Annotated in this window: 20 protein-coding genes, 5 pseudogenes and 1 riboswitch; of the genes and pseudogenes, 16 read left to right on the top strand and 9 right to left on the bottom strand. The window is 69.2% G+C overall.

From position 1 onward, the window contains the following. Nucleotides 1-291: 291 nt before the first annotated feature. On the bottom strand, nt 292-714 hold the full coding sequence (locus tag ASG52_RS25195; RefSeq protein WP_056249571.1) for a PilZ domain-containing protein: 423 nt from the start codon (nt 712-714) through the stop codon (nt 292-294). 257 nt (nt 715-971) lie between these two features. On the opposite strand from ASG52_RS25195, the gene ASG52_RS28015 reads away from it, so the two are divergent. Further along, nucleotides 972-1,133, top strand: a complete 162-nt coding sequence (locus tag ASG52_RS28015) for a hypothetical protein (RefSeq protein ID WP_200945661.1) — start codon at nt 972-974, stop codon at nt 1,131-1,133. A gap of 160 nt (nt 1,134-1,293) precedes the next feature. Here ASG52_RS28015 and cutA read toward each other — a convergent pair whose 3' ends face one another. Further along, the gene (gene cutA, locus ASG52_RS25190) at nt 1,294-1,623 is read right to left on the bottom strand and encodes a divalent-cation tolerance protein CutA (protein ID WP_056249568.1); all 330 of its coding nucleotides are present in this window, start codon (nt 1,621-1,623) and stop codon (nt 1,294-1,296) included. 78 nt (nt 1,624-1,701) lie between these two features. Here cutA and ASG52_RS25185 point away from each other — a divergent pair, with 78 nt between their 5' ends. After that, nucleotides 1,702-2,472 (top strand): NAD kinase, encoded by a 771-nt coding sequence (locus ASG52_RS25185; protein ID WP_056249952.1) that lies wholly within the window; start codon nt 1,702-1,704, stop codon nt 2,470-2,472. Between the two features lie 225 nt (nt 2,473-2,697). Here ASG52_RS25185 and mltG read toward each other — a convergent pair whose 3' ends face one another. The 5 genes from mltG to fabD all read right to left on the bottom strand — a co-directional run bounded on the left by mltG (nt 2,698) and on the right by fabD (nt 7,799). Next, a complete protein-coding gene (gene mltG, locus ASG52_RS25180) occupies nt 2,698-4,092 on the bottom strand; it encodes an endolytic transglycosylase MltG (protein ID WP_056249566.1) in 1,395 nt (464 codons plus the stop codon). A 145-nt stretch (nt 4,093-4,237) separates the two neighbouring features. Further along, on the bottom strand, nt 4,238-5,500 hold the full coding sequence (gene fabF / locus ASG52_RS25175; RefSeq protein ID WP_056249563.1) for a beta-ketoacyl-ACP synthase II: 1,263 nt from the start codon (nt 5,498-5,500) through the stop codon (nt 4,238-4,240). Between the two features lie 109 nt (nt 5,501-5,609). After that, entirely contained in the window at nt 5,610-5,846 is a 237-nt protein-coding gene (locus ASG52_RS25170) for an acyl carrier protein (protein ID WP_056249561.1), read from the bottom strand. Nucleotides 5,847-6,103: 257 nt separating this feature from the next. Continuing rightward, on the bottom strand, nt 6,104-6,844 hold the full coding sequence (fabG, locus tag ASG52_RS25165; protein WP_056249559.1) for a 3-oxoacyl-[acyl-carrier-protein] reductase: 741 nt from the start codon (nt 6,842-6,844) through the stop codon (nt 6,104-6,106). Nucleotides 6,845-6,866: 22 nt separating this feature from the next. Further along, nucleotides 6,867-7,799 (bottom strand): ACP S-malonyltransferase, encoded by a 933-nt coding sequence (gene fabD / locus ASG52_RS25160; protein ID WP_056249555.1) that lies wholly within the window; start codon nt 7,797-7,799, stop codon nt 6,867-6,869. Between the two features lie 223 nt (nt 7,800-8,022). Here fabD and ASG52_RS25155 point away from each other — a divergent pair, with 223 nt between their 5' ends. Further along, nucleotides 8,023-8,352 carry a hypothetical protein gene (locus ASG52_RS25155; protein WP_056249553.1) on the top strand — a complete coding sequence of 110 codons (330 nt, stop codon included), beginning with the start codon at nt 8,023-8,025 and terminating at the stop codon, nt 8,350-8,352. Between the two features lie 117 nt (nt 8,353-8,469). Here ASG52_RS25155 and ASG52_RS25150 read toward each other — a convergent pair whose 3' ends face one another. Then, entirely contained in the window at nt 8,470-8,835 is a 366-nt protein-coding gene (locus ASG52_RS25150) for a response regulator (RefSeq protein WP_056249551.1), read from the bottom strand. Nucleotides 8,836-8,879: 44 nt separating this feature from the next. After that, nucleotides 8,880-9,167, bottom strand: coding sequence for an STAS domain-containing protein (locus ASG52_RS25145; protein ID WP_056249548.1), 288 nt, complete (start codon nt 9,165-9,167; stop codon nt 8,880-8,882). Nucleotides 9,168-9,366: 199 nt separating this feature from the next. Here ASG52_RS25145 and ASG52_RS25140 point away from each other — a divergent pair, with 199 nt between their 5' ends. From ASG52_RS25140 to ASG52_RS25090, 13 genes and pseudogenes are all read left to right on the top strand, one after another. Next, nucleotides 9,367-10,536 carry a methyl-accepting chemotaxis protein gene (locus tag ASG52_RS25140; protein ID WP_056249544.1) on the top strand — a complete coding sequence of 390 codons (1,170 nt, stop codon included), beginning with the start codon at nt 9,367-9,369 and terminating at the stop codon, nt 10,534-10,536. Between the two features lie 702 nt (nt 10,537-11,238). Continuing rightward, nucleotides 11,239-13,296, top strand: a complete 2,058-nt coding sequence (locus ASG52_RS25135) for a chemotaxis protein CheA (RefSeq protein WP_056249947.1) — start codon at nt 11,239-11,241, stop codon at nt 13,294-13,296. Beyond that, complete coding sequence (locus ASG52_RS25130; protein WP_056249538.1) at nt 13,296-13,757, top strand: chemotaxis protein CheW; 462 nt, start codon at nt 13,296-13,298, stop codon at nt 13,755-13,757. The genes ASG52_RS25135 and ASG52_RS25130 overlap by 1 nt, the downstream gene beginning before the upstream one ends. A 51-nt stretch (nt 13,758-13,808) precedes the next feature. Continuing rightward, nucleotides 13,809-15,466: pseudogene (locus tag ASG52_RS25125) on the top strand (methyl-accepting chemotaxis protein); the annotation flags it as partial. 1 nt (nt 15,467) lies between these two features. Next, a pseudogene (locus ASG52_RS28565) lies at nt 15,468-15,931 on the top strand (methyl-accepting chemotaxis protein); the annotation flags it as partial. Nucleotides 15,932-16,038: 107 nt separating this feature from the next. Then, nucleotides 16,039-17,381, top strand: a pseudogene (locus tag ASG52_RS25120) (HAMP domain-containing methyl-accepting chemotaxis protein); the annotation flags it as partial. 1 nt (nt 17,382) lies between these two features. Further along, nucleotides 17,383-17,905 (top strand): annotated as a pseudogene (locus ASG52_RS28560) (methyl-accepting chemotaxis protein); the annotation flags it as partial. A gap of 1 nt (nt 17,906) precedes the next feature. Then, nucleotides 17,907-18,512, top strand: a pseudogene (locus tag ASG52_RS25115) (methyl-accepting chemotaxis protein); the annotation flags it as partial. A 114-nt stretch (nt 18,513-18,626) separates the two neighbouring features. Then, nucleotides 18,627-19,100 carry a chemotaxis protein CheW gene (locus tag ASG52_RS25110; protein WP_056249521.1) on the top strand — a complete coding sequence of 158 codons (474 nt, stop codon included), beginning with the start codon at nt 18,627-18,629 and terminating at the stop codon, nt 19,098-19,100. 7 nt (nt 19,101-19,107) lie between these two features. Continuing rightward, nucleotides 19,108-19,962: a CheR family methyltransferase gene (locus ASG52_RS25105; protein WP_056249518.1), complete on the top strand. Its 855-nt coding sequence runs from the start codon at nt 19,108-19,110 to the stop codon at nt 19,960-19,962. 13 nt (nt 19,963-19,975) lie between these two features. Next, nucleotides 19,976-21,070 carry a protein-glutamate methylesterase/protein-glutamine glutaminase gene (locus ASG52_RS25100; protein WP_056249515.1) on the top strand — a complete coding sequence of 365 codons (1,095 nt, stop codon included), beginning with the start codon at nt 19,976-19,978 and terminating at the stop codon, nt 21,068-21,070. A 21-nt stretch (nt 21,071-21,091) separates the two neighbouring features. After that, nucleotides 21,092-22,195, top strand: a complete 1,104-nt coding sequence (locus tag ASG52_RS25095) for an HD domain-containing phosphohydrolase (RefSeq protein ID WP_056249511.1) — start codon at nt 21,092-21,094, stop codon at nt 22,193-22,195. Between the two features lie 123 nt (nt 22,196-22,318). Then, a riboswitch (guanidine-I (ykkC/yxkD leader) is annotated at nt 22,319-22,431 on the top strand. 227 nt (nt 22,432-22,658) lie between these two features. After that, nucleotides 22,659-23,666 (top strand): ABC transporter substrate-binding protein, encoded by a 1,008-nt coding sequence (locus ASG52_RS25090; RefSeq protein WP_056249505.1) that lies wholly within the window; start codon nt 22,659-22,661, stop codon nt 23,664-23,666.

Genomic DNA, 23,666 nt, shown 5'->3' with positions numbered 1-23,666 from the left:
ACAGCCTTGCGAGGAAATCGCATCACGCGTTTCGCGAGCGCGTTCTTGCGCACCGCACCTACTATGCGCCGCCCCGCCCCGCAAGGGCGCGGCCCGCCGGCTCAACCGGGTAAAGACTGCATTGACGAGCGGTTGGACAGGCACCGGCCGCACAAGCGCAGATAAACGCTCCGATTAGACAATATCTCGCCCACCAGCCCGGCACGGGAACATCGGGCGAGATCGCTTGGCGGTCGGCATTGAATCTATCGAGCGCCTCGAGAAGAGCCAGCGATCCGGCGGACGCCTTGCTCAGGCTCCGTGGAAACGACGACTGCGCGTGCCGATCGAGTCGTAGTCGGGTTTGGGCCCCTCGACCGGGGCCGCGGCCTCCACCGCCGGAGGCAGCTTGGCGATGCGGTCGATATGCACGCCCGCGAAATGGCCGCGGCGCCACGCGAGGCTTACCCGCATGACGAAGTCGCGGCCGACCACCTTGAGCATGAAGGAGGCCGGCAGCTCCCAGGAACTCGGCACGCCGAGCTTCGCCCCGGATTTGGAAATGTCCTTGACGTTGCAGGGGATCTCGGTGCCGTCGAACAGCCGGATCATCGCGATCCAGTTGGTGGCCATGCGGGCCTCGCGCCGCGGCACGAGGCCGTCCGCGGCGGCCTCGCCCGAGCCCGCATCCACGAGGGCCGAAAGGAGGGCGTCCTGGCTGTGATGGTCCGACATCGAACGGTTCGCATTGGCTCCGGCCAACGTAACGTATCGAGAATGTCTTTCCACAAAGTTCTAGGTCGGTTTTTCCGCGCTGGTTGCATCGGCGCGCATCGCTCGCCGCGTCGCACAAATAGTCGTCTTATCTTGCGGTGCAGCATGCAATTCTGCAACGAGGAAGCGGATTCTTCGCTTGCAAGACTTGAACGACTGATTAACGTAGCCCCCGTTCCGACGCGTTCGAAGATTGGCCCCAGGCAGGGAGTGGTCCCATGTCCGAGCACATTCGCGTGAAACCGACCCAGGACGGCACCTACACGGTCTACCGTGGCACGCTCGCCCTCATGTCGGGCCTCACTCGGCTGCAAGCCGAACGCTACGAGGCCAGCATCGCCCAGCGGCAGCGCGCTGCCTCGGCGATGGTTGCCGGCTAGAGCATCGTCCCGAAAGGTGGTTTCCGGCTTTCGGAAAAAGACGATGCGGCACAACAACATAGAGCATCGTCCTGGATCCTATGTCTAGGACGATGCTCTTGAGCGGCCGGTTTACCGCACGATCGTCGGGGGCGCGGCGCCTGAGGGTGCCGCGCCCTTCTCATGTCAGGGGTTGGGTGGTTTCCGCGACGATCCAGGCGGCCGTGTCCGGGTCGGCGTCCGCCACCGGCAGGTGCAGGATGATCGGGGTGTCGTAGGGATGGCGCTCCTTCAGGGCGGCGCCGAGCGCCCCGGCCAGCCCCTCCCGGCTCTTCAGGATCGCGACGACCTCGGTCGCCCGCTCGATCTTTCCCTGCCACGCATAGACCGACTGCATGTCGGGCAGCACGTTGACGCAGGCCGCGAGCCGGGCCCGCACCAGCGCCTCGCCGACCGACAGCGCGGTCGGCGCGTCGGGGAAGGTCGTGTAGACGAGGAGCATGCGCTCCATGCTATGGCTCTCCTGAAGCAGGTGGGTTCGGCAGTGGAGCCGGTGCGGCCTGCATCCGTCAACGGGGCCGACAAACCGATGCCGCGGCGTTTTTCACGGATCGCCTTCGTGGCGAGCCCCACGCCGGAGGCGCGGGAGGCGGCGGACCTGCTGATGCGCCGCTACGACCACGTACCACCGGAAGAGGCCGATGTGGTGGTGGCGCTCGGCGGCGACGGCCTGATGCTGCAGGTGCTCCACCGCTTCATGAACGAGCCGAAGCCGATCTACGGGATGAACCGCGGCACGGTCGGCTTCCTGATGAACGAGTTCCGGGAGGACGCCCTGCTGGAGCGGCTGGAGGCGACCAAGCGCTCGACGATCCATCCGCTGACCATGGTGGCGACCGACATCGAGGGGCGCAGCCACACGGCGCGGGCGATCAACGAAGTCTCGATGCTGCGCCAGACCCACCAGACCGCCAAGCTCAAGATCTCGGTGGACGAGCACGTGCGCCTGCCCGAACTGATCGCCGACGGCATCCTTGTGGCGACGCCCGCGGGCTCGACCGCCTACAACCTCTCGGTCGGCGGGCCGATCCTGCCGCTGAACGCGCAGCTCCTGGCGCTGACCCCGATCTCGGCCTTCCGCCCCCGTCGCTGGCGCGGGGCGCTGCTGCCGAATCACGGGCGCATCCGCATCGACGTGATCGACGCCACCTACCGCCCCGTGGCGGCGGTGGCCGACCACACCGAGGTTCGCCGGGTCTGCACCGTCGAGACCTGGCTCGACCACGCCACCAGCCTCGTCCTGCTGCACGATCCGGGGCACAGCCTGGAGGAGCGGATCTTGCGGGAGCAGTTCGGCTGAACGGCCGGCGTTTTCGACTGCGGCCGCTTCCACCCATCCCCGTCATCCTGAGGTGCCCGCGTCAGCGGGCCTCGAAGGAGGGCTCCAGCGGATCGCGCGATCCCTGGAGCCCTCCTTCGAGGCTTCCGCTTCGCTCCAGCACCTCAGGATGAGGGTGAGAGAGGGAAAGCCGTTCGGGCGGCGATCGGTCGGCCCCTGGCCGAGAATGGACCGCCGCCTCGGCCCTCAAGGATTGCGCAGCACCGGCACGGTCTTGGGCGAGCCGAGATCGTAGGTCTTGTTGCGCAGGGGATCGAGGCGAGTGCCCTCGGAGGCGTCGAAGGCCTTCGGGCGCTGGCCGTCGATCGTGGCGCCGTCGAGCGCCAGCGACGAGTTCGAACCCGGCGCGTAGGCCGAGGCGCGCCCGGGGGTGCCGGCGGGCTGGGGCGCGTTCGGCTCGGCGGTGTTGGGATCGACCTTGTCGACGCTGCCCGATTCCGGCTGCGGCGCCTCCTTGCGCGCGCGCTCCACCTGCCGCCAGCGGGTGACGTTGCGCTGGTGGCCTTCCAGCGAGTCGGCAAACGCGTGGCCGCCGGTGCCGTCGGCGACGAAGTAGAGGTCCTTCGTCCGCGACGGGTTGGCGACGGCTTCCAGCGCGGCGCGGCCCGGATTGGCGATCGGGCCCGGCGGCAGGCCCTCGATCACGTAGGTGTTGTAGGGGGTCGGGCGGTCGATCTCCGAGCGCAGGATCCCGCGCCCCAGCGTGCCGCGCCCGCCGACGAGGCCGTAGACGATGGTCGGGTCGGATTGCAGCTTCATCCGCTTCTGCAGGCGGTTGACGAACACGCCGGCCACCCGCGGGCGCTCGTCGGCGCGACCCGTCTCCTTCTCGACGATGGAGGCGAGCGTCACCATCTCGGCGGGCGTCTTCACCGGCACCTCGGGGCTGCGGCGCTGCCAGATCTGGGCCAGCACCTCGCGTTGCTTCGCCCGCATCAGGTTGACGATCTGCTGGCGGGTGGCGCCGCGCTCGAACTTGTAGGTGTCGGGCAGGAGCGAGCCCTCCGGCGGGGTCTCGGCGATCTCGCCGGACAGCACGTCGTTCTCGCTCAAGCGCGCCACGATCTGCTCCGAGGTCAGCCCCTCGGGAAAGGTGATGGCGTGCTGGACCTGACGCCCGTTCGCCAGGGTGTCGATGGCGTCGCGGACACTGGCATGGGCCTTGAACACGTACTCGCCGTGCTTGAGCGGACCCTTGCCGCCGAAACGGGCAGTCAGCTCGAACAGGTTGGGATGCTCGATCACGCCCTCGCGGGCGAGGAGCTGGGCGATCTCGGAGGTGCCGCTGCGGTTGGGGATCACCACGACCTTGTCGGCAGGCAGCGGTCCCGGCTCGTTGGCCTGCCGGTTGAACAGCGTGACCACGACCATCGCGCCGAGCGCGGCGATGACCGCCAGCGTCAGGAATCCGCTGACGGCGGCGAGCAGGCCGCCGCGGCGGCGCTCCGGCTTCTCGGGCGGCGGCGGGGCGACGGTGGGCTTCAGCGCCTCGCTCGGGCTGCGCGGCGACAGACGGTTGGGCAGCGACGGCTCCTCGGGAGCGGGCGGCGGCGAGGGCGGCGCTTGTCGTCTGCGGAACATCGGAACCCTGCTGCGAGCCGCGCACGATTCTCGACGAATCGTCGCCGGACTTCCCGGAGCCATGAGGCTCACGGCCGGCCGCGCGTGTCGAGCAGGACCCTTATGCGGTTTTGTGGCGAAATGGCGTTAACGTAAGACGCGTCGCTCAATCCACCCGGCGCATCAGCAGCGAGGCGTTGGTGCCGCCGAAGCCGAACGAGTTCGACAGCACGGTATCGACGCGCTTGCGCTTGGCCTCGTGCGGGATCAGGTCGATCGCCGTCTCGACCGATGGGTTGTCGAGGTTGAGCGTCGGCGGCATCACGCCGTCGCGGATCGCCAGCACGGAGAAGATGGCCTCGACCGCGCCGGCCGCACCGAGCAGGTGGCCGATGGCGGACTTGGTGGAGGACATTGAGGCCTTGGAGGCGGACGCGCCCAGCAGGCGCTCGACCGCCTTCAGCTCCAGCTCGTCGCCGAGCGGCGTCGAGGTGCCGTGGGCGTTGATGTAGTCGATCTCGGACGGGTCGATGCCGGCCCGCTTCACCGCGGCCGTCATGCAGCGGAAGCCGCCGTCGCCGTCGGGCGCGGGCGAGGTGATGTGGTAGGCGTCGCCCGACAGGCCGTAGCCGATCACCTCGGCGTAGATCTTGGCGCCGCGGGCTTTCGCGTGCTCGTATTCCTCCAGCACGACGACGCCCGCGCCCTCGCCCATGACGAAGCCGTCGCGGTCGCGGTCGTAGGGGCGCGAGGCGCGGGTCGGGTCGTCGTTGAAGCCGGTGGAGAGCGCGCGGCAGGCCGCGAACCCCGCCAGCGAGAGCCGGTTGACCGGCGCCTCGGTGCCGCCGGCCACCATCACGTCGGCGTCGCCCAGCGCGATCAGCCGCGAGGCGTCGCCGATGGCGTGCGCCCCGGTGGAGCAGGCGGTGACGACCGCGTGGTTCGGACCCTTGAGGCCGTGCTGGATCGAGACCTGCCCCGAGGCGAGGTTGATGATGCGGCCGGGAATGAAGAACGGCGAGATGCGCCGCGGCCCCTTCTCGTGGAGGGTCACCGAGGCGTCGTAGATCGTGCCGATGCCGCCGATGCCGGAGCCGATCAGGACGCCGGTGGCCTCCTGATCCTCGTCCGACTTCGGGTGCCAGTCGGCGTCGTCGAGTGCCTGACCGGCGGCGGCCATGGCGTAGACGATGAACGGATCGACCTTGCGCTGCTCCTTCGCCTCCATCCACGTATCGGGATTGAAGGTGCCGTCGCTGCCGTCGCCGAAGGGCAGCGTGCAGGCGATGCGGCAGGCGAGGTCGTCGGTCTGGAACGCGGTGACCTGGGACGCGCCGCTATCGCCGGCGATCAACCGGCTCCAGGTGTGTTCGACGCTGCCTCCCAGCGGCGTGACCGCCCCCAGACCCGTGATCACCACCCGACGCATCGCACGTTCCCGATCGATCCGTGACCCGGCCCGGTGACCGGGGCTTCGTTGAACATAGGTAAACGGCGCGCGGGGCCTGTCGACCCCGCCCGCACGAGGACGTCTCCGATCAGGCGGAGTTCTTTTCCAGGAACTTGACCGCGTCGCCGACCGTCTGAATGGTCTCGGCGGCGTCGTCCGGGATCTCGACGTTGAACTCCTCCTCGAACGCCATCACCAGCTCGACGGTGTCGAGGCTGTCGGCGCCGAGATCGTCGATGAAGTTGGAGGCCTCGGTGACCTTCTCCGGCTCGACGCCCAGGTGCTCGACGACGATCTTCTTCACGCGCTCGGCGATATCGCTCATCGTTGTTGGTCCTCGTCTTCTCGATCGTGGTGGTTTGCTTCGACGAAAGCGCCGTGGCCGCCTACCCGCTTCGGGGGTTCTTCGAGACGACCGTTGTTCGATCACGCGTGGTTTGGAAAGCCGCAACCCGCTGAACCGTCAACTCCCCTGCACGGCTGAGCCGGGTGTTAACACAGGGTTTCCGTGCTGGCGAGAGGCGGTTCAGAAAGCGTTCAGTGGCGTGGTTTTTCGGTCGGAAACCATCTCTGTGGACGGGTTCAGACCATCGCCATGCCGCCGTTGACGTGGAGCGTCTGGCCGGTGACGTAGGCGGCTTCTTCCGATGCCAGATACACCGCCGCCGCGCCGATCTCGGTCGCCGTGCCGAGGCGCCCGGCGGGCACGCGGGTCAGGATGGTCTCGCGCTGCTTCTCGTTCAGCGCGTCCGTCATCGCCGAAGAAATGAAGCCCGGCGCGATGCAGTTGACGGTGACGTTGCGGCTCGCGACTTCCGCCGCCAGCGCCTTGGTCATGCCGACGAGCCCGGCTTTCGCCGCCGCGTAATTGCCCTGGCCCGGATTGCCGGTGGTGCCGACGACCGAGCCGATGCCGATAATGCGGCCGTAGCGGCGCTTCATCATGCCCCGCAGCGCCGCCCGGGATAGCCGGAAGGCGGCGGTGAGGTTGACGTTGATGACCGCCTCCCACTCCTCGTCCTTCATCCGCATGAAGAGGTTGTCGCGGGTGATGCCGGCGTTGTTCACGAGGATGTCGAGCCCGCCGAGCGCCGATTCGGCCGCCGGCAGCAGCGCTTCGACGGCCGCCTTGTCGGCGAGGTCGGCTTCGACCACCGCGACGCGTTCGCCGCCGAGTTCGGCCGCGAGGTCTTCGAGCACGCTCTTTCGCGTCCCCGAGAGGGCGACGTGGGCGCCTTGGGCGTGGAGCGCGCGGGCGATGGCGCCGCCGAGGCCGCCGGTCGCGCCGGTGACGAGGGCCTTGCGGCCGGTCAGGTCGAACATCGGATTGTCCTTGGGCAGCTTCTTAAGCGTAGGCGGCGACGTCGTCAGGCGTGCCGACGGGCGAGGCGCTGGCGCCCGGCGCGATGCGCTTGACGAGGCCGGTCAGCACCTTGCCGGCGCCGAGTTCATGGAAGCGGTCGACGCCGGCCTCGGCCATGGCGGCGACGCTCTCGCTCCAGCGCACGGTACCGGTGACCTGGGCGACCAAAGCCTCGCGGATCGCCGCCGGATCGGTCAGCGGGCCCGCCGTGACGTTGGCATAGACCGGCACGACCGGCGGGTTCAGCGTCACCTCGGCCAGCGCCGCCTTCATGGTCTCGGCGGCGGGCGCCATCAGGGCACAGTGGAACGGGGCGGAGACGTTGAGGAGCACCGCGCGGCGCACGCCGCGCGACTGCGCCAGCGCCATCGCCCGCTCGACCGCCTCCTTGTGGCCCGACAGCACGACCTGCCCGGCACCGTTGTCGTTGGCGACGCCGCAGATCATGCCCTCGGCGGCCTCCTGGGCGATGGCGCGGGCGGTCTCGAGATCGGGCCCGAGCAGCGCCGCCATGGCGCCGACGCCCGGCGCCACCGCCTTCTGCATCGCTTGGCCCCGGATGCGCAGCAGGCGCGCGGCTTCGGCGATGGAGAACGTGCCGGCCGCGGCCAGCGCCGAATATTCGCCGAGCGAGTGACCAGCGACGAACGCCGCGTCGCGCGAAAGATCGAGGCCGCGCTCGGCCTCCAGCGTGCGCAGGACCGCGAGGCTCGCGGCCATCAGCGCCGGCTGGGCGTTGGCCGTCAGCGTCAGCTCGTCGGCCGGGCCCTCGAACATCAATTTCGACAGGTTCTGGCCGAGCGCCTCGTTCACTTCGGCGAAGACCGCGCGGGCGGCGGGCGAGGATTCGGCGAGCGCCTTGCCCATGCCGACCGCCTGGCTGCCCTGCCCCGGAAAGATGAAGGCCCGCGTCATGCCGCTCGTCGTCCCCGCCGTCTTTTAAAGAGCCGCCGAAGCAGGCGCCCCGGCGGAATCAAGGTGCGGCGGACTGGCACCGCGAACCGCGGGTGTCAACAATGCAACGCACAAGACGGAACATCTGTCTCGGATCGGGCAATCGTAACAGCCACGCTCGAACCGGCGGGGAATGCGGCGCGTTCACTCCTCGATCCTCGTCCAGATCGGGGGAGTCTCACAAATGTTCCGAACTTCGTTTCCGCAGGAAGCGGTCGGGCGGGCGCACAGCCTGATCGGCGCCTACGAGAGCGCGCAGGTCGGGCTCGCGGGCCTGTCGCGCGAGTTCCGCTCGGATCTGTGCCCGACCCTCGACCGGCTCGGGCCGATGGGCATTCCCTATCTGCGGGTGCTGCGCGGCGACCTGGAGCGGCGGACCCAGGAAGCGCAGGCGACGGCGCCGATCTTCATCGACCGGCTCACCGATCCGATGCTCGACCGCCGCCTGATCGCATCGCGGGCGTTGCTCGACACGGTGCGGGCCGAAGCACAGGCCCGCGGCTTGGCTGTCTGATGGTTGCACGGCACAGGATCGATGATCCCGTGCCGCGCGTCCGGCGGACGACCGCCGCCCCGCCGTCGCGGGGGCGACTGACGATGAACGGAACCATCGTCGGTCGGTTCGTCGCGGTCAGGCGCGGGTCAGCTTCGAGACCACCGCCAGCAACTGCTCGGGCTTGAACGGCTTCGTGATCCAGCCGGTGGCGCCCGCGGCCTTGGCCTGCTGCTTGATGCCCTCGTCCGATTCCGTGCTGAGGAACAGGATCGGCACGCCGGTGAGCGCCGGCAGCGTGCGCAGATTCTTGATCATGTCGAGGCCGTTCATCACCGGCATGTTGAGGTCCGTGATGACGAGGTTGAGCGCGGCGCTCTTGGCCTTGACGATGCCTTCGGCGCCGTCGCCCGCCTCGATGACGGTGTGACCGGCCGGTCCGAGGACGACCTTGATCATCTGCCGGATGCTCGCGGAGTCATCGACGGCGAGAACGGTGGCCATGGGGGAACTCCAGGACTTTCGTGATTTGAAACGTGAGGTTGGCTTCAGGCGGCCGGCGCGAACGGCGCCCGCGGCTGCAGGCCCGCCCGCGCGAAGGCGCTCGCCACCACGTCGGATGCGTCGATCAGATCGATCCGCTTGGCTTGGGCCCGCGCCGTGGCGGCGGCCGAGAGCACCAACTGCACGAAGGCGATGTCGGCGCGCTCGATTTGCGCGCAGTCGAGGCTCAAGTCAGCGCTCGTCTCCAGGGCGGCGGCGATCTCACGGTGCAGCGTCCGAATCGAACGCACCGTACAATCGCCGGACAACCTGACGGATAATTGTTCTGACATGGCCGGCGGCTATCCTGTCGAGGCCCGGGAACCGCGCCTCGTGACAAGAGTTAGACCGGTCCCTCGTAAAGTTTTGTTGAATCCTCCCCGCATTTCAACCGCACCGCGCTAACGCTTCGGCAAGCATGAGCCCTTAAGCCTTCGGCGGCGTGTCGCCCGCTGGGCACCGCGGCGCAGACGGTCCCTTGGAGCGCGGACGATGATTTCCGAAGTCGCGAAGCTCGCGCAGGAGCGCACCGGCGTCACGTGGCTGCAACCGCGCCGCGTGCAGCGGCTGGTCCCGGTCGCCGTGTCGGATTCAGAGCCCTCGCCCGCGGTCGCCCCGGACCAGGCCGGCGCCATCGATCTGCTTCAGGCCTGGCTCGGCCTGTCCACCCTGCAACGCCGCGCCCTCGAAGCCCTCGTCGGCGAGGCGGGTCTCACCGCCGCCCATATGGAGGAGAGCGTCCAGGGTCTCACCGGCCGGTTCGAGCGCATCGCCGCCACGACCCGCGATCAGGCGGAGATCGTGCAGGGCCTCGTCGCCTCGATCCAGGAGGTCGAGATCGACGGGCATTCGATGCTGCTCGCCGACGTCGCCGCGGGTCTCGGCGACACGCTCGGCGCGCTGATGGACAAGGTCGGTCGCCTCTCCCGCCAGGGCGGCGCGACGGCCCGCTCCCTCGACACGGTGCTGACCGAGATCGGCTCGGTCGAGGGCAGCGTCGCGCGGATCGAGGCGATCAACCGTCAGACCAACCTGCTCGCGCTCAACGCCAAGATCGAGGCGGCGCGCGCGGGGGAAGCCGGCCGCGCCTTCGCCGTGGTGGCCGACGAGGTGCGGCTGCTGGCGCAATCGATCAACACGCTCTCGGCCACGATCAAGGAGCAGATCGGCTCCATCGCGACCGGCCTGCGCGGCAGCCACGGCCTGTTGCAGGACATCGCCACCGTCGATGTCTCCGACGAGAGCCGCAGTGCGGAGGCGCGGGTGCAGACCGTGATGCAGACGCTGGTGGCGCAGAACACCCGCTTCGCCGGCGTGCTCCAGCAGACCGCCGAGACGACGCAATCGATCACCGCGGATGTCGCCGGCGCCATCGTGGCGATGCAGTTCCAGGACCTGACGAAGCAGCGCATCGAGAACACCCAGACCGTGCTGCGGGCGCTCGACGCCGAACTCGCCCGGATGGCCGAGCGCACCGCGGCCGAGACCCCCGAGGCGGCGGACGGCACCCCGGACCCGGTCTGGGCCGAGGCGATGGTCGCCGCCTGCACCCTCGGCGAAGTCCGCGACCGCCTCCGTCGCCACGTGCTGACGGGCGAGCCCGCCCCGGCGCCCGCCGCGACGGCCTCGGACGATCCGTTCGAGGGCATCGATCTTTTCTGAGTTTTTTAGTCGGCCTCTCCCACCCACACCCTCATCCTGAGCGGCCCGCGCGAGCGGGCCTCGAAGGATGAGGGGGTTGGGTGGGAAATCTGTTGTGTGCGGACGACACGTTTTCAATAACTGACTCCGGTTTTTCAGTCTCCGCCGGCTTATCCAGCCTCTCCGTCATTGCGAGGCGGAGCCGAAGCAATCCAGTGCTCCGCACTCGCCGGATGACACCTTTCGGTGGCCGCCCCTTCGGCGCAGTCGCGTCCTTTCCGAAAACGTCGCACCCTGGACCGCTTCGGCGCCGCCTCGCGATGGCGGCGTGAGGTGGATGCGGCGTCGATGGGGCGGCATCCACCTCCGACATCACGGCGCGACGCCCGGCCCGAGGCATCCGCCCACGATCTCTCCCGAGGCGATCTCCGACCCCTCCGTCCTGTGATCCGGCGATCCCAGGACACCCGGAGCACGGCATCAAACTCTACTTTTATACTTGATTTTATCTAATGTTATGCTTCACAAAATATTCATCGTTTGGCCTTTTTCTGTCGATCACCACGGAAGACAGCATTTCCACGGCACTCACCGCGATCACGCGATGTCTTTTGCCTCGCTCCGACGAGGCGGAGGACCTGTACGTGATCGAGCACAGTACCGGACGCGGCGCTGGACCTCCGTTGTGTGACCATCGGGCATGCCTCAAAGGCCGGTGCAGACATGACGACCCTGGACCCCGTCGCCGTCTTCCGTACGGAAGCCGACGAACTTCTGGAAACCTTGGAGACGACCCTGCTCGACCTCGGCGAGAAGCCGCAGGACCGGGCCCTGATCGACACCGCCTTCCGGGCGCTGCACACCATCAAGGGCTCGGGCGCCATGTTCGGCTTCGAGCGGGTGGCGGCCTTCACCCACGATTTCGAGACCGCGTTCGACCTCGTGCGGCAGGGCCGCGTGCCCGCGAGCCTCGACCTCGTCAACGTCGCCCTCTCGGCCAAGGACTACATCCGCCTGCTGATCGAGGACCCGGACGGGACCGAGCCGGTCTTCGGAGAGGCCATCCTCGACGAGCTCGGGCGTCTCGTCGGCGGTGCCAAGGACGGTGGCAAAGCCAGCGTCGCCCCCGCGCCGAGCCCCGCCCCCGCCGCGCCGGTCGCTGCGCCCGCCCCCGCCCTCAGCGAAGAAACCGGCTGGCGGATCGGGATCGCCTTCGCACCCGAGGTGCTGCGCAACGGCACCAACCCGCTCGCCCTCCTCGACGACCTGCGCGACCTCGGCCCTTGCACGGTCGTCCCCCGCCTCGACGCGCTGCCCGGCCTCGACGCCCTCGACCCGGAGGCGCTGGCGATCGGCTGGGACGTCACCCTGCGCAAGGCGGTGAGCCGGGAGGCGATCGAGGACGTTTTTCTGTTCAGTCAGGACGAGGTGACCCTCACCCTGACGCCATTCGATGCAGAGGCCGAGGCGCCGCCAAAGGCCGAGATTCCCGCCGAAGCACCGGTCGCGGCGCCTGTGTCCGTGGTCGCCGTCGTGCCGCCCACCCCACCCAAAGCACCGCCCGCCCCGGAGCCCCGTGCCGTCGCGCGTCGAACTGAGGAGAGGCCCACCAGCACGGTGCGGGTCGAGGCCGAGCGCCTCGACGAGTTGATGGACCGGGTCGGCGAACTCGTGATCGCCCAGGCGCGGCTGAGCCAACTCGCGGGCCTGCATTCGGACGGCGGCATCAAGACGATCTCGGAGGAGATCGAGCGGCTGTCGGCGCGGTTGCGCGACACCACGATGAGCATCCGCATGGTGCCGATCGGCACGCTGTTCGGCCGCTTCCGCCGCCTCGTCCACGACCTGTCGCGCGATCTCGGCAAGCCGGTCGAGTTCGTCACGGACGGCGAGGACACCGAACTCGACAAGACGATGATCGAGCGGCTGGCCGATCCGCTGGTCCACCTGATCCGCAACGCCATCGACCACGGCATCGAGGATCCGGCCCGTCGCGCCGAGAACGGGAAGGGCGCCACCGGCCGCATCACGCTCACCGCCGAGCATGCCGGCGCGCAGGTGATGGTCAGCGTGCGCGACGACGGCGCCGGGCTCGACGCCGCCCGCATCCGCGCCAAGGCCGAGGAGAAGGGGCTCTGCGCCCCCGGCACGGTCCTGAGCGACCAGCAGGTCTACCAGTTCCTGTTCGCGCCGGGCTTCTCGACCGCCGCGACCATCTCGGCCCTGTCGGGCCGCGGCGTCGGCATGGACGTGGTCAAGAAGACGATCGAGGGCCTGCGGGGCACCATCGACCTCACGACGGTGCCGGGGGCCGGCACCACGGTGGCTTTGCGGCTGCCGCTGACCCTGGCGATCATCGAGGGCCTGCTGATCCGTGTCGGCGAGGGGCGCTACGTCGTGCCGCTCTCGGCGGTGGAGGAATGCGTCGAGCTGCCCGAGGGCGACCGGGCGGGGCGGGGCCGCGACTTCCTGAACATCCGCGGCGCGCTGGTGCCGTTCCTGCGGCTGCGGAGCCTGTTTTCGGCCGAGGGCGAGCCCGACCCGCATCAGAAGGTCATCATCGTCTCGGTCGGCGAGACCCGGATCGGGCTCGTGGTCGATCAGATCATCGGCAACCACCAGACGGTGATCAAGTCGCTCTCCAAGCTCCACGCGGACGTGGCGACCTTCTCGGGGGCGTCGATCCTCGGCGACGGCACCGCCGCCCTCATCATCGATATCGGCCAGCTCGTCATGGGCAACCGGCCCGATTCCTTGCAAGAATTTCAAGAGGTGGCGTGATGACCGGCTCGGTGGAGACCCTGGAGCCCATCGCGGGGCTGCAGGTGGTGATGGTGCGGATCGGCTCCGAGACCTTCGCGCTCGATGCCGGGATGGTGCGCGAGATCATCGACCCGATCCCCGCGACCCGCGTGGCGGGGGCGCGGGCGCATCTGAACCGGATCGTGAACGTGCGCGGCAACGTCGTGCCGCTCGCCGACATCCGCGAGCGCTTCGGCATGCGGCCGGAGGCGGCGACCCAGGACACCCGCTTCGTGGTGATCGAGGTCGAGATCGAGGGCGATCCCGTCGTGGTGGCGCTCGTCGCCGACAAGGTGTTCGAGGTGACCGAGCTTCAGGCCGGCACCGAACAGCGGATGCCCAAGGTCGGCACCGCGTGGCGTCCCGAATTCATCAAATCGATCGTCAAATTCGGAGACGAGTTCGTCATCCTGCCGGATGTCGAGCGGATCCTTAATTGAGCGAGCCGAGGTGAGACCCAGCAACAGTTCCAGACGAACGGAAACGAAATCATGAGGGTCACGGTCAAAATCAAACTCGCAGGCGCCTTCGGCGTCGTGCTGCTGCTCTCCGCGGCGGCGGGGGGCTTAAGCTACGTCAAGCTATCGGACTTGGCGGCGAGCCAGGCGGATCTCGCCCGCCAGGGCGAGCGCGTCACCAAGGTCTCCGATCTGCAGAACTTCCTCAACACCACCGCCCGGATCGAGAAGAACATCATCCTCGAGAGCGATCCGGCCAAGCTCGATCTGCTGAACACGGATCTCGGGACGGCGCGCCGGGACCTGTTCAAGGCCAAGGACGAGTTGGAGCGGAGTGCGGGCGCCGACGAGCGGCGCGCGCTGGAGGGCGTCTCGGAGCGGATCGGGCTCCTGTTCAAGGTGCAGGACGAGGTGGTGCGCAACGGTCGCCTCAACTCGAACTTCCGCGCGTTCCAGACGTGGCAGAGCGAGACCACCGCCATCATCAAGGGCCTGAACGAGGCCTCCGACGCGCTCGCCGCCACCCTGACCAAGCCCGGCGCGAGCGAGGAGCAGCTGCGCGCCGCCTTCGCCTTCGAGAAGGCGCGGGAGAGCTGGCTGCGCTACACCCGCCAGATCATGATGGTGCTGAGCGCCGGCTCGCTCACCGAACTGGAGGAATCGACCCGGATCGCGCAGCAGGCCGGTAAGGAAGTCGCGGCCGACATCGCCCGGACGGTCGCGGCCATCGATGCCGGCGGCGTCTCGGCAGCCGCCGTGACCAGCCAGTACGAGAAGGCCTTCGCCTCGGCCGCGCGCGTCGTGACGATCGCGACCGAGGGCGGCAACCTGCGGGCCCAGTCCCTCACCATGGGCGAGGGACGCACGCAGCTGCTCGCCGCCATCAAGGCGCTCGACGATTACAGCGGCCAGATCCGCCATCGGATGGAGGAGGTTGCGACCACCGGCGCCACGGATGCCGCGAACGCCCGGATGCTGCTGATCGGCATGCTCGCCGCCTCGCTCCTGATCGCGCTGGCGGCGGCGACGTGGATCGCGCTTCAGATCAGCCGGGGCCTGGGTCAGGCCGTCGCGCTGGCCAACGCGGTGGCCGTCGGTGATCTCAGCCGGACGCTGACCTCCAACGCCTCCGACGAGGTCGGCGACCTGATCCGCGCGCTCAACGCGATGACGCGCAACCTCGACGCGACCGCGGCCATCGCCGACGAGATCGCGGGCGGCAACCTCACGGTCGCGGCCAAGCCCCTGTCCGAGAAGGACAAGCTCGGCACCGCGCTCCAGACGATGCTGACGCGGCTGCGCGCCGTGGTGTCGGACGCGACCGCGGCCGCCGCCAACGTCTCGGCCGGTTCGCAGGAGCTGTCGGCCTCCGCCGAGCAGCTGTCGCAGGGCTCGACCGAGCAAGCCTCGTCCACCGAGGAGGCCTCCGCCTCCATGGAGGAGATGGCGGCGAACGTGAAGCAGAACGCCGAGAACGCCGGCCAGACCGAGTCCATCGCCCGGCAATCGGCCAAGGATGCCGAAGCGAGCGGCGTCGCCGTGGGCCGCGCGGTCGAGGCGATGCAGACCATCGCCCAGAAGATCACCATCGTGCAGGAGATCGCCCGCCAGACCGATCTGCTGGCGCTCAACGCCGCGGTGGAAGCGGCGCGCGGGCGAGCACGGCCGCGGCTTCGCGGTGGTGGCCTCGGNGCTCGGGCGGCTCGTGCCCGACATCAAGAAGACGGCCTCGCTGGTGGAAGAGATCTCGGCGGCCTGCCGCGAGCAGGATGTCGGCTCGGGCCAGATCAATCAGGCGATCCAGCAGCTCGACAAGGTGACCCAGCAGAACGCCTCCGCCTCCGAGCAGGTCTCGGCGACCTCCGAGGAGCTGGCCGCCCAGGCCGAGACCTTGCAGGCGACGATCGCCTACTTCCGCATCGACGGGAAGCAGGCGCCGGCGACCGGCACGCGGGAGATCGACGGGGCGGTGACGCAGTTGCGCGCCACGGCGGCCCGGATGGATGGCGGCCTCCCCGGTGGTGAAATCACCGGTGAGCCGTGCGCCGGCCAAGCGGGCGGCGGCCCGCCCGGCGGCCAAATCCCAAGGCGGGGGCTTTGCCTTCGACATGGGCGAGGGCGACGAACGCGACGCCGACTTCACCCGCGTCGCCTGAGCGATCCTCCCTTCGACGAAAAGCACGCCGGGCTCGCACAACAAGGCCTCGAAGCCTTGGGCCCGGCGCTGAAAGCAAGATGAAAGCAAGTAGGGGCTGACCACACCATGCGTTTCACGATCAAGGCCAAACTGGGGATCTCCTTCGGGGTGATCCTCGTGCTGCTCGGCGGTGCCGGCACCCTGGCGGTGACCAGCCTGAGCCAGTCCAACGACCGGATGCAGTCCTTCGCGGCCCGCCCGTTCTCCCAGGTCCAGCGGGTGCTGCGCATGGAGGCGATGTCCTTCGATGCCGCCCGCATGTTCGCCCGCTCGATGCTGGAACCCACGACCGGCGCCCGCGAGAAGCTGTTCGCCGACTTCAAGGCGCATGACGCCAAGCTCCAGGGCATCCTGAAGGAATACACCGACCTCGTCCCGGTCGAGGACCGCCCCCGCATCCAGCCCCTGCGCGAGAACTGGACCAAGCTCAGCGAGGCCGTGACCAAGGGCCTGGAATTCGCCGTCCAGAACGGCAACAACACCGCCAACGGTGTCGCGACCGGCGAGCAGTTCGCCGCCTACACGGCCGTGATGGCGCGCATCGACGACCTCAAGGCGCGAGCCGACCTCTCGGTCGAGGACCGTACTCTCATTACCGCCATCGAACTCAAGATGGTCCGCCTGCGCGGCGAGATCTACCGCGAGATCGTGGTGACCGACGACGCCCTGCTGGCCAAGATCGCCGGCGAGTTCGCCGAGACGCAGAAGGCGCTCGGCCGTGACATCGCCAAGCTGCTCGATGCCGGCCGGGCCGGCGGCTACACCGAGGCGGCAGGGGCGCTTTCTACCGCCGTGAAGACCTGGGAGCCCTCGGCCGAGAAGGTGTTCGCCCTCGGGCTCGCCAACACCGACGCCAAGGCGCTGCGCTACTATGTCGGCCCGTTCACCGAGGCCCGCCGTGCGGTGGTCGAGGAAGTGGGCAAGCTGCGCGGCTACGAGGAGAGCGTGGCCCAGGGCTTCGTCCACGACACCCAGGAATCCTACCAGTCGGTCCGCACGATCCTGATCGGCGTCGTGGTCGGCGCCGTGCTGCTCGGCCTCGCCATGGCCCTGTGGATGGCGTTCTCGATCTCGCGGGGCCTGTCGAAGGCGGTCACCGCCGCCCAGAGCGTCGCCGCGGGCGACCTGACCCGGGACGTGGCGGCCACCGGCCGCGACGAGGTCACCGACCTGCTGCACGCCATCCAGGCGATGAACGTGAAGCTGCGCGAGGTCGTCGGTCAGGTGATCGCCTCGGCGAGCAACGTCTCGGCCGGAAGCCAGGAACTGTCGGCCTCCGCCGAGCAGCTGTCGCAGGGCTCGACCGAGCAGGCCTCGTCCACCGAGGAGGCCTCCGCCTCCATGGAGGAGATGGCGGCGAACGTGAAGCAGAACGCCGAGAACGCCGGCCAGACCGAGTCCATCGCCCGNGCCTCGTCCACCGAGGAGGCCTCCGCCTCCATGGAGGAGATGGCGGCGAACGTGAAGCAGAACGCCGAGAACGCCGGCCAGACCGAGTCCATCGCCCGGCAATCGGCCAAGGATGCCGAAGCGAGCGGCGTCGCCGTGGGYCGCGCGGTCGAGGCGATGCAGACCATCGCCCAGAAGATCACCATCGTGCAGGAGATCGCCCGCCAGACCGATCTGCTGGCGCTCAACGCCGCGGTGGAAGCGGCGCGCGCGGGCGAGCACGGCCGCGGCTTCGCGGTGGTGGCCTCGGAGGTGAGGAAACTCGCCGAGCGTAGCCAAGCCGCGGCCGCCGAGATCGGCACSCTGTCGATCGACACGGTCAAGGCGGCGCGCGAGGCCGGCGACATGCTCGGGCGGCTCGTGCCCGACATCAAGAAGACGGCCTCGCTGGTGGAAGAGATCTCGGCGGCCTGCCGCGAGCAGGATGTCGGCTCGGGCCAGATCAAYCAGGCGATCCAGCATCGCCCGAGGCCGTGCAGGAGCGNCGCGCGCGGGCGAGCACGGCCGCGGCTTCGCGGTGGTGGCCTCGGAGGTGAGGAAACTCGCCGAGCGTAGCCAAGCCGCGGCCGCCGAGATCGGCACCCTGTCGATCGACACGGTCAAGGCGGCGCGCGAGGCCGGCGACATGCTCGGGCGGCTCGTGCCCGACATCAAGAAGACGGCCTCGCTGGTGGAAGAGATCTCGGCGGCCTGCCGCGAGCAGGATGTCGGCTCGGGCCAGATCAACCAGGCGATCCAGCAGCTCGACAAGGTGACCCAGCAGAACGCGTCCGCCTCCGAGCAGGTCTCGGCGACCTCCGAGGAACTGGCGGCCCAGGCCGAAACGCTCCAGGCGGCCATCGTACTTCCGCATCGACGGGAAGCAGGCGCCGGCGACCGGCACGCGGGAGATCGACGGGGCGGTGACGCAGTTGCGCGCCACGGCGGCCCGGATGGCGGCTTCCCCGGTGGTCAAGTCGCCGGTGAGCCGCGCCCCGGCCAAGCGGGCGGCGGCCCGGCCGGCGGCGAAGGCGATGGCCGGCAGCGGCGGCTTCGCCTTCGACATGGGCGAGGGTGACGAGCGCGACGCCGACTTCACCCGCGTCGCCTGACGCGGCCTGGTCCCCCGCGGGCTCGAAACGCCCGCGGGGCCTACCATCGATCAACACTTTTCATGCAACCTGCCCGTGGCTCGGGACAGCCAGCGGACGGACCGGAGCGCCAGGATGTCGAGCGTATGGCAATATCTGACCCTCGGCCTCGGCCGTGAGACCTTCGGGATCGACATCGAGCACGTCCAGGAAATCCTCGATTACCGCGCCCCCGCGGCCCTGCCGCAGGCGCCGGCCTTCCTCGTCGGCATGATCGACGTACGCGGCCAGAGCTATCCGGTGATCGATCTGCGGACCAAGCTCGGCCTGCCGCCGGAGGCGCCGACGCCGGCGACCCGGATCATCCTGCTCAACGTGCCGATGGAGGACCGCACCATGCGGGTCGGCTTCGTCGCCGACCGGGTGTTCGAGGTGACCGAACTCGACCGGGCCGAGATGGAGACCGCCCCCGATGTCGGCGGGCGCTGGCGCTCCCACTACATCGCCGGCATCGGCCGGCGCGGCGAGGCCTTCGTCGTGGTGTTCGACCTCGTTCGGCTGATGGCCGGCGACGAGCCGGCGCTCGCCGGCCCCGCGCTCGCCGCCTGAGGGTCGCATGTCTTCCGGACTCCTGACGGACACGCTGAGCGAGCGGCATTTCCGCTCGATCGCCGAGGTCATCGAGACGCAAGTCGGCATCCAGTTGCCCGCCACCAAGCGGACGATGCTGGAGGGGCGCCTGCGCAAGCGGGTGCGGGCGCTGCGCCTCGATACCCTGGACGATTACGGCCGCCACCTCTTCGACCGGGGGCGGCTGGCGGACGAGTTTGTCCACCTCGTCGATTGCGTGACCACCAACAAGACCGACTTCTTCCGCGAGCCGGCGCATTTCGACCTGTTGCGGACCAAGCTGGTGCCGAAGCTCTGCGCCCTGCCCGGCCATCGCGGCGAGCGCCCGCTGTTGAAGATCTGGAGTTCGGCGGCCTCGACGGGCGCCGAGGCCTACACCCTGGCGATGGTGCTCCAGAACCTGATCGCGGAGGGCGGCCGGTTCGACTACGCGATCCTCGGCACCGACATCTCGACGGAGGTGCTGCGGCTCGCCAGCGCAGGGATCTATTCCGACGAGATGCTGGAGGCGATCCCAGCGGCAACCCGCCGCCGCTACGTCATGGCCGCGCGCGATCCCGCCCGGCAGCAAGGCCGGATCGTGCCCGAACTGCGCCGCCGGGTGCGCTTCCAGCGCCTCAACCTGATGGACGAGCGCTACGCCATCGACCGCGACGTGGACGTCGTCTTCTGCCGCAACGTGCTGATCTACTTCGATCGGCCGACGCAGCGGGCGGTGCTGGAGCGTCTGGCCGCCCATCTGCGCCCCGGCGGCTACCTCGTTGTGGGCCATTCCGAATCGATGTCGGTCGCGGGTCTCCCGGGTCTCACCCAGGTGACCTCGACGGTCTTCCGCCGCTGAAGGATTTCTTCCCATGCCCGGCACCGCTCCGATCCGCGTCCTCGTCGTGGACGATTCGGCCTCCGTCCGGCAGACGCTCTGCCAGATCCTCGACACGGCGCCCGACATCACGGTGCTCGGCACTGCCGCCGACCCGTTCGTGGCGGCGCGGCGCATCCAGGAGGAGATGCCCGACGTCATCATCCTCGACCTCGAGATGCCGCGGATGGACGGGCTGACCTTCCTGCGCAAGATCATGGCGCAGAAGCCGATCCCCGTGATCATCTGTTCGACCCTGACCGAGGCCGGCTCGCGGATGCTGTTCGAGGTGTTGGAGGCCGGCGCCGTCGACGTGCTCCCGAAGCCCCGCATCGACACCCGCCAGTTCCTCGTCGAATCCTCGGTGCGGGTCTGCGACGCGGTGCGGGCCGCCGCCCGCTCGCGCTTGCGCCCGCGCAGCGCCGAGCGGCAGGTGGAGCGCAAGCTCTCCGCCGACGCGATGCTGCCGCCGCCGGTGGCATCGCGCCGCGTCACCGGCACCGAGCCGATCGTCTGCATCGGCGCCTCGACCGGCGGCACCGAGGCGCTGCGCGACGTGCTGGAGGTGCTGCCCGCCGAGAGCCCCGGCATCGTCATCGTCCAGCACATGCCCGAGCGCTTCACCGCCGCCTTCGCCCGCCGCCTCGACGGGCTCTGCGCCGTCGCGGTCAAGGAGGCGGAGGACGGCGACCCCGTGCGCCCCGGCCAGGCCCTGATCGCGCCGGGCGGGCGCCATCTGCTGGTCCAGCGGGTCGGCGGGCATTACGCGGTCGCGGTCAAGGACGGCCCGCTGGTCTCGCGCCACCGCCCCTCCGTCGACGTGATGTTCCGCTCCGCGGCGCAATGCGCGGGCACCAACGCGCTCGGCATCATCATGACCGGCATGGGCGACGACGGCGCCAACGGCCTTCTCGAAATGCGCCGGGCCGGCGCGCTCACGGTCGCCCAGGACGAGGAGAGCTGCGTCGTGTTCGGGATGCCGAAGGAGGCGATCGAGCGGGGGGCCGCCGCCAAGGTGATGCCGCTCGACCGCATCCACGCGGAGATCCTGCGCTTCGGCGCGAGCCAGCCCCTCGGCCGCACCGCCTGAGGCAAGATCGAGGGCCACGCCATGCTGCTCAAGCCGATACCGTTGGGGACGCCGCCGATGCGGGCGCTCGTGGTGGACGACAGCGCGTCGAGCCTCGCCAACCTGACGCGGCTCGTCGAGGAGGCCTGCGCGCTGACTTGCGTGCCCTTCACCGACCCCTACGCGGCGCTGGACGCGGCCGCGACCGGCGCGTTCGATCTCGTGCTCGTCGATTACGTCATGCCGGGCCTCGACGGCATCGCGCTGACCCGCCGACTGCGGGCGCTGCCCGGCTACGAGCAGATCCCGATCGTGATGATCACCACGAGCCTCAACGAGCGCGTGCGGATCGAGGCGCTGGAAGCCGGCGCGACCGACTTCCTGTCGAAGACCCCGGACGCCGCCGAGGTGCGGGCGCGCCTGCGCAACATGGCGAGCCTCTCGGCGGCGCTGCGCCGCCTCAACGATCAGGCCGCCTGGCTCGCCCGCGAGGTCGAGGCGGCGACGCGGCGGCTGCTCGACCGGGAGGCGGAGATCATCTTCCGCCTGTCGCTGGCGGTGGAGTACCGCGACAACGACACCGGCGGCCACACCTACCGCGTCGCCCGCTACAGTGCGCTGCTCGCCGAGGAACTGGGCCTGCCCCCCGCCGCCTGCCGCTCGATCTTCCTCGCAGCACCCCTGCACGATGTCGGCAAGGTCGCGGTGCCCGACGCGATCCTGCTCAAGGCGGGCCGCCTCGATCCGGCCGAGTTCGCGGTGGTGCGCGAGCACGCGGCCATCGGCGAGCGCATCCTCGGCGGCAGCACCAGCGACCTGATCCAGCTCGCCGCCGAGATCGCGGGCGCCCACCACGAGCGCTGGGACGGCAAGGGCTATCCCCGCGGGCTGTCCGGCCGGCTGATCCCGCTGCCGGCCCGGATCGTCGCCATCGCCGACGTGTTCGACGCGCTGACCACCGTGCGGCCCTATAAGACGGCGCTCACCGACGAGGAGGCCTTCGCCTACATCGCGCGCGAGCGCGGCGGCCATTTCGATCCGACCTGCGTCGATGCCTTCCTGGCGGCCAGGGCGAAGATCGAGGCGGCCAAGCACGAACGGCCCGACATCGAGGTGGGCGCGGCGCAGCAGCAGACGGCCGCCTGAGTGGAACGCTGCCGCTTCGGCTCGCAACCCGACCAAAACTTCGGCAACGCCCGACGGAAGTTGATGCAGCCGGGCGGCGAAGCCTGATTGACCCTCAATTCGTCAAAAGCGTATTCATGATGACGAGTTGATCGCTAGGGTTCCTGCATCGAAGTTTCGATGTGAACGGTCCGAGAGCGGTCGCCGCGGCGGGAGACATCCGCCCGGATGCACGGCGGGATAAAAGCCCGGGAGACCTCACTGGCCAAGGGATTGGCAAGCAGTGGTCTTGTGCAATCCCTTCAATCAGGAAGGGAATCTATGCTCTCCTCGATCTCATCTTTGTCCGAACACCGCGGGCGCCCAGCGCCCGGCTGCGGTCTCTAGACCGTTCTCACTCCCTCGAATTCAGGTCCGTCGCGCCCCGGTCTTCCGGCCGGGCTCTCAGCGCGCGCCTGCCCCCGTTCCCCCAAGGAGACGAGACATGCGCATCCCGACCCTGATCACCGGCTGTCTCGCGGGCGCCCGGCGCAGCCTGTCCGCCCTGACGCTGGCCGCGAGCTTGTTCTCCGCGCCCGCGCTGGCCGCCGAGCCGCTGCGCATCGGCTACAGCGACTGGCCGGGCTGGGTCGCGTGGCAGGTCGCCATCGACAAGGGCTGGCTGAAGGAAGCGGGCGTCGAGGCGAAGTTCGAGTGGTTCGACTACTCCGCCTCCATGGACGCCTTCTCGGCGGGCAAGCTCGACGCGGTGACCTGCACCAACGGCGACGCGCTCGTCATGGCCGGCAACGGCGCCAAGAACGTCATGATCCTGCTCACCGACTACTCGAACGGCAACGACATGATCGTCGGCAAGCCGGGGGTGAAGTCGCTGGCCGATCTCAAGGGCAAGAAGGTCGGGCTGGAGGTCGGCCTGGTCGAGCATCTCCTTCTGATCGACGGCCTGCAGAAGGCCGGGATCAAGGAGACCGACGTCACGCTGGTGAACGCCAAGACCAACGAGACGCCGCAGGTGCTCGCCTCGGGCGATGTCGCGGCCATCGGCGCATGGCAGCCGATCGCCGGTCAGGCGATGCGCGGCGCGGCCGGCGCGCGCCCGCTCTACACCTCCGCCGACCGGCCCGGCCTGATCTACGACGTGGTGACGGTGACGCCCGCGAGCCTCGCGGCGCGCCGCGCCGACTGGATCAAGCTCGTCGGCCTGTGGGACCGGGTGGTCGAGTACATCGAGAACCCGAAGACCCAACCCGACGCGGTGGCGATCATGGCCGCCAAGGTCGGGATCGAGCCCGCCACCTTCACCCGCTTCCTCAAGGGCACCAAGCTCCTGAAGCTCGCCGACGGCCGCGCGGTGATGAAGGATGCCGACGGCTTCGGCTCGCTTTACGGATCGAGCCGGCATGCCGATGCCTTCAACGTCAAGTTCGAGGTCTACAAGACCCCGCAGGACGTGAAGAGCACCATCGATCCCGCCCTCACCGACGGCAAGTGA

Origin of the sequence: Methylobacterium sp. Leaf456 (assembly GCF_001425465.1) — a bacterium.
In the GTDB taxonomy this organism is placed as follows: domain Bacteria; phylum Pseudomonadota; class Alphaproteobacteria; order Rhizobiales; family Beijerinckiaceae; genus Methylobacterium.
The sequence above is the reverse complement of the archived record's forward strand: the minus strand, read 5'-3'. Positions and strand labels throughout refer to the sequence as shown.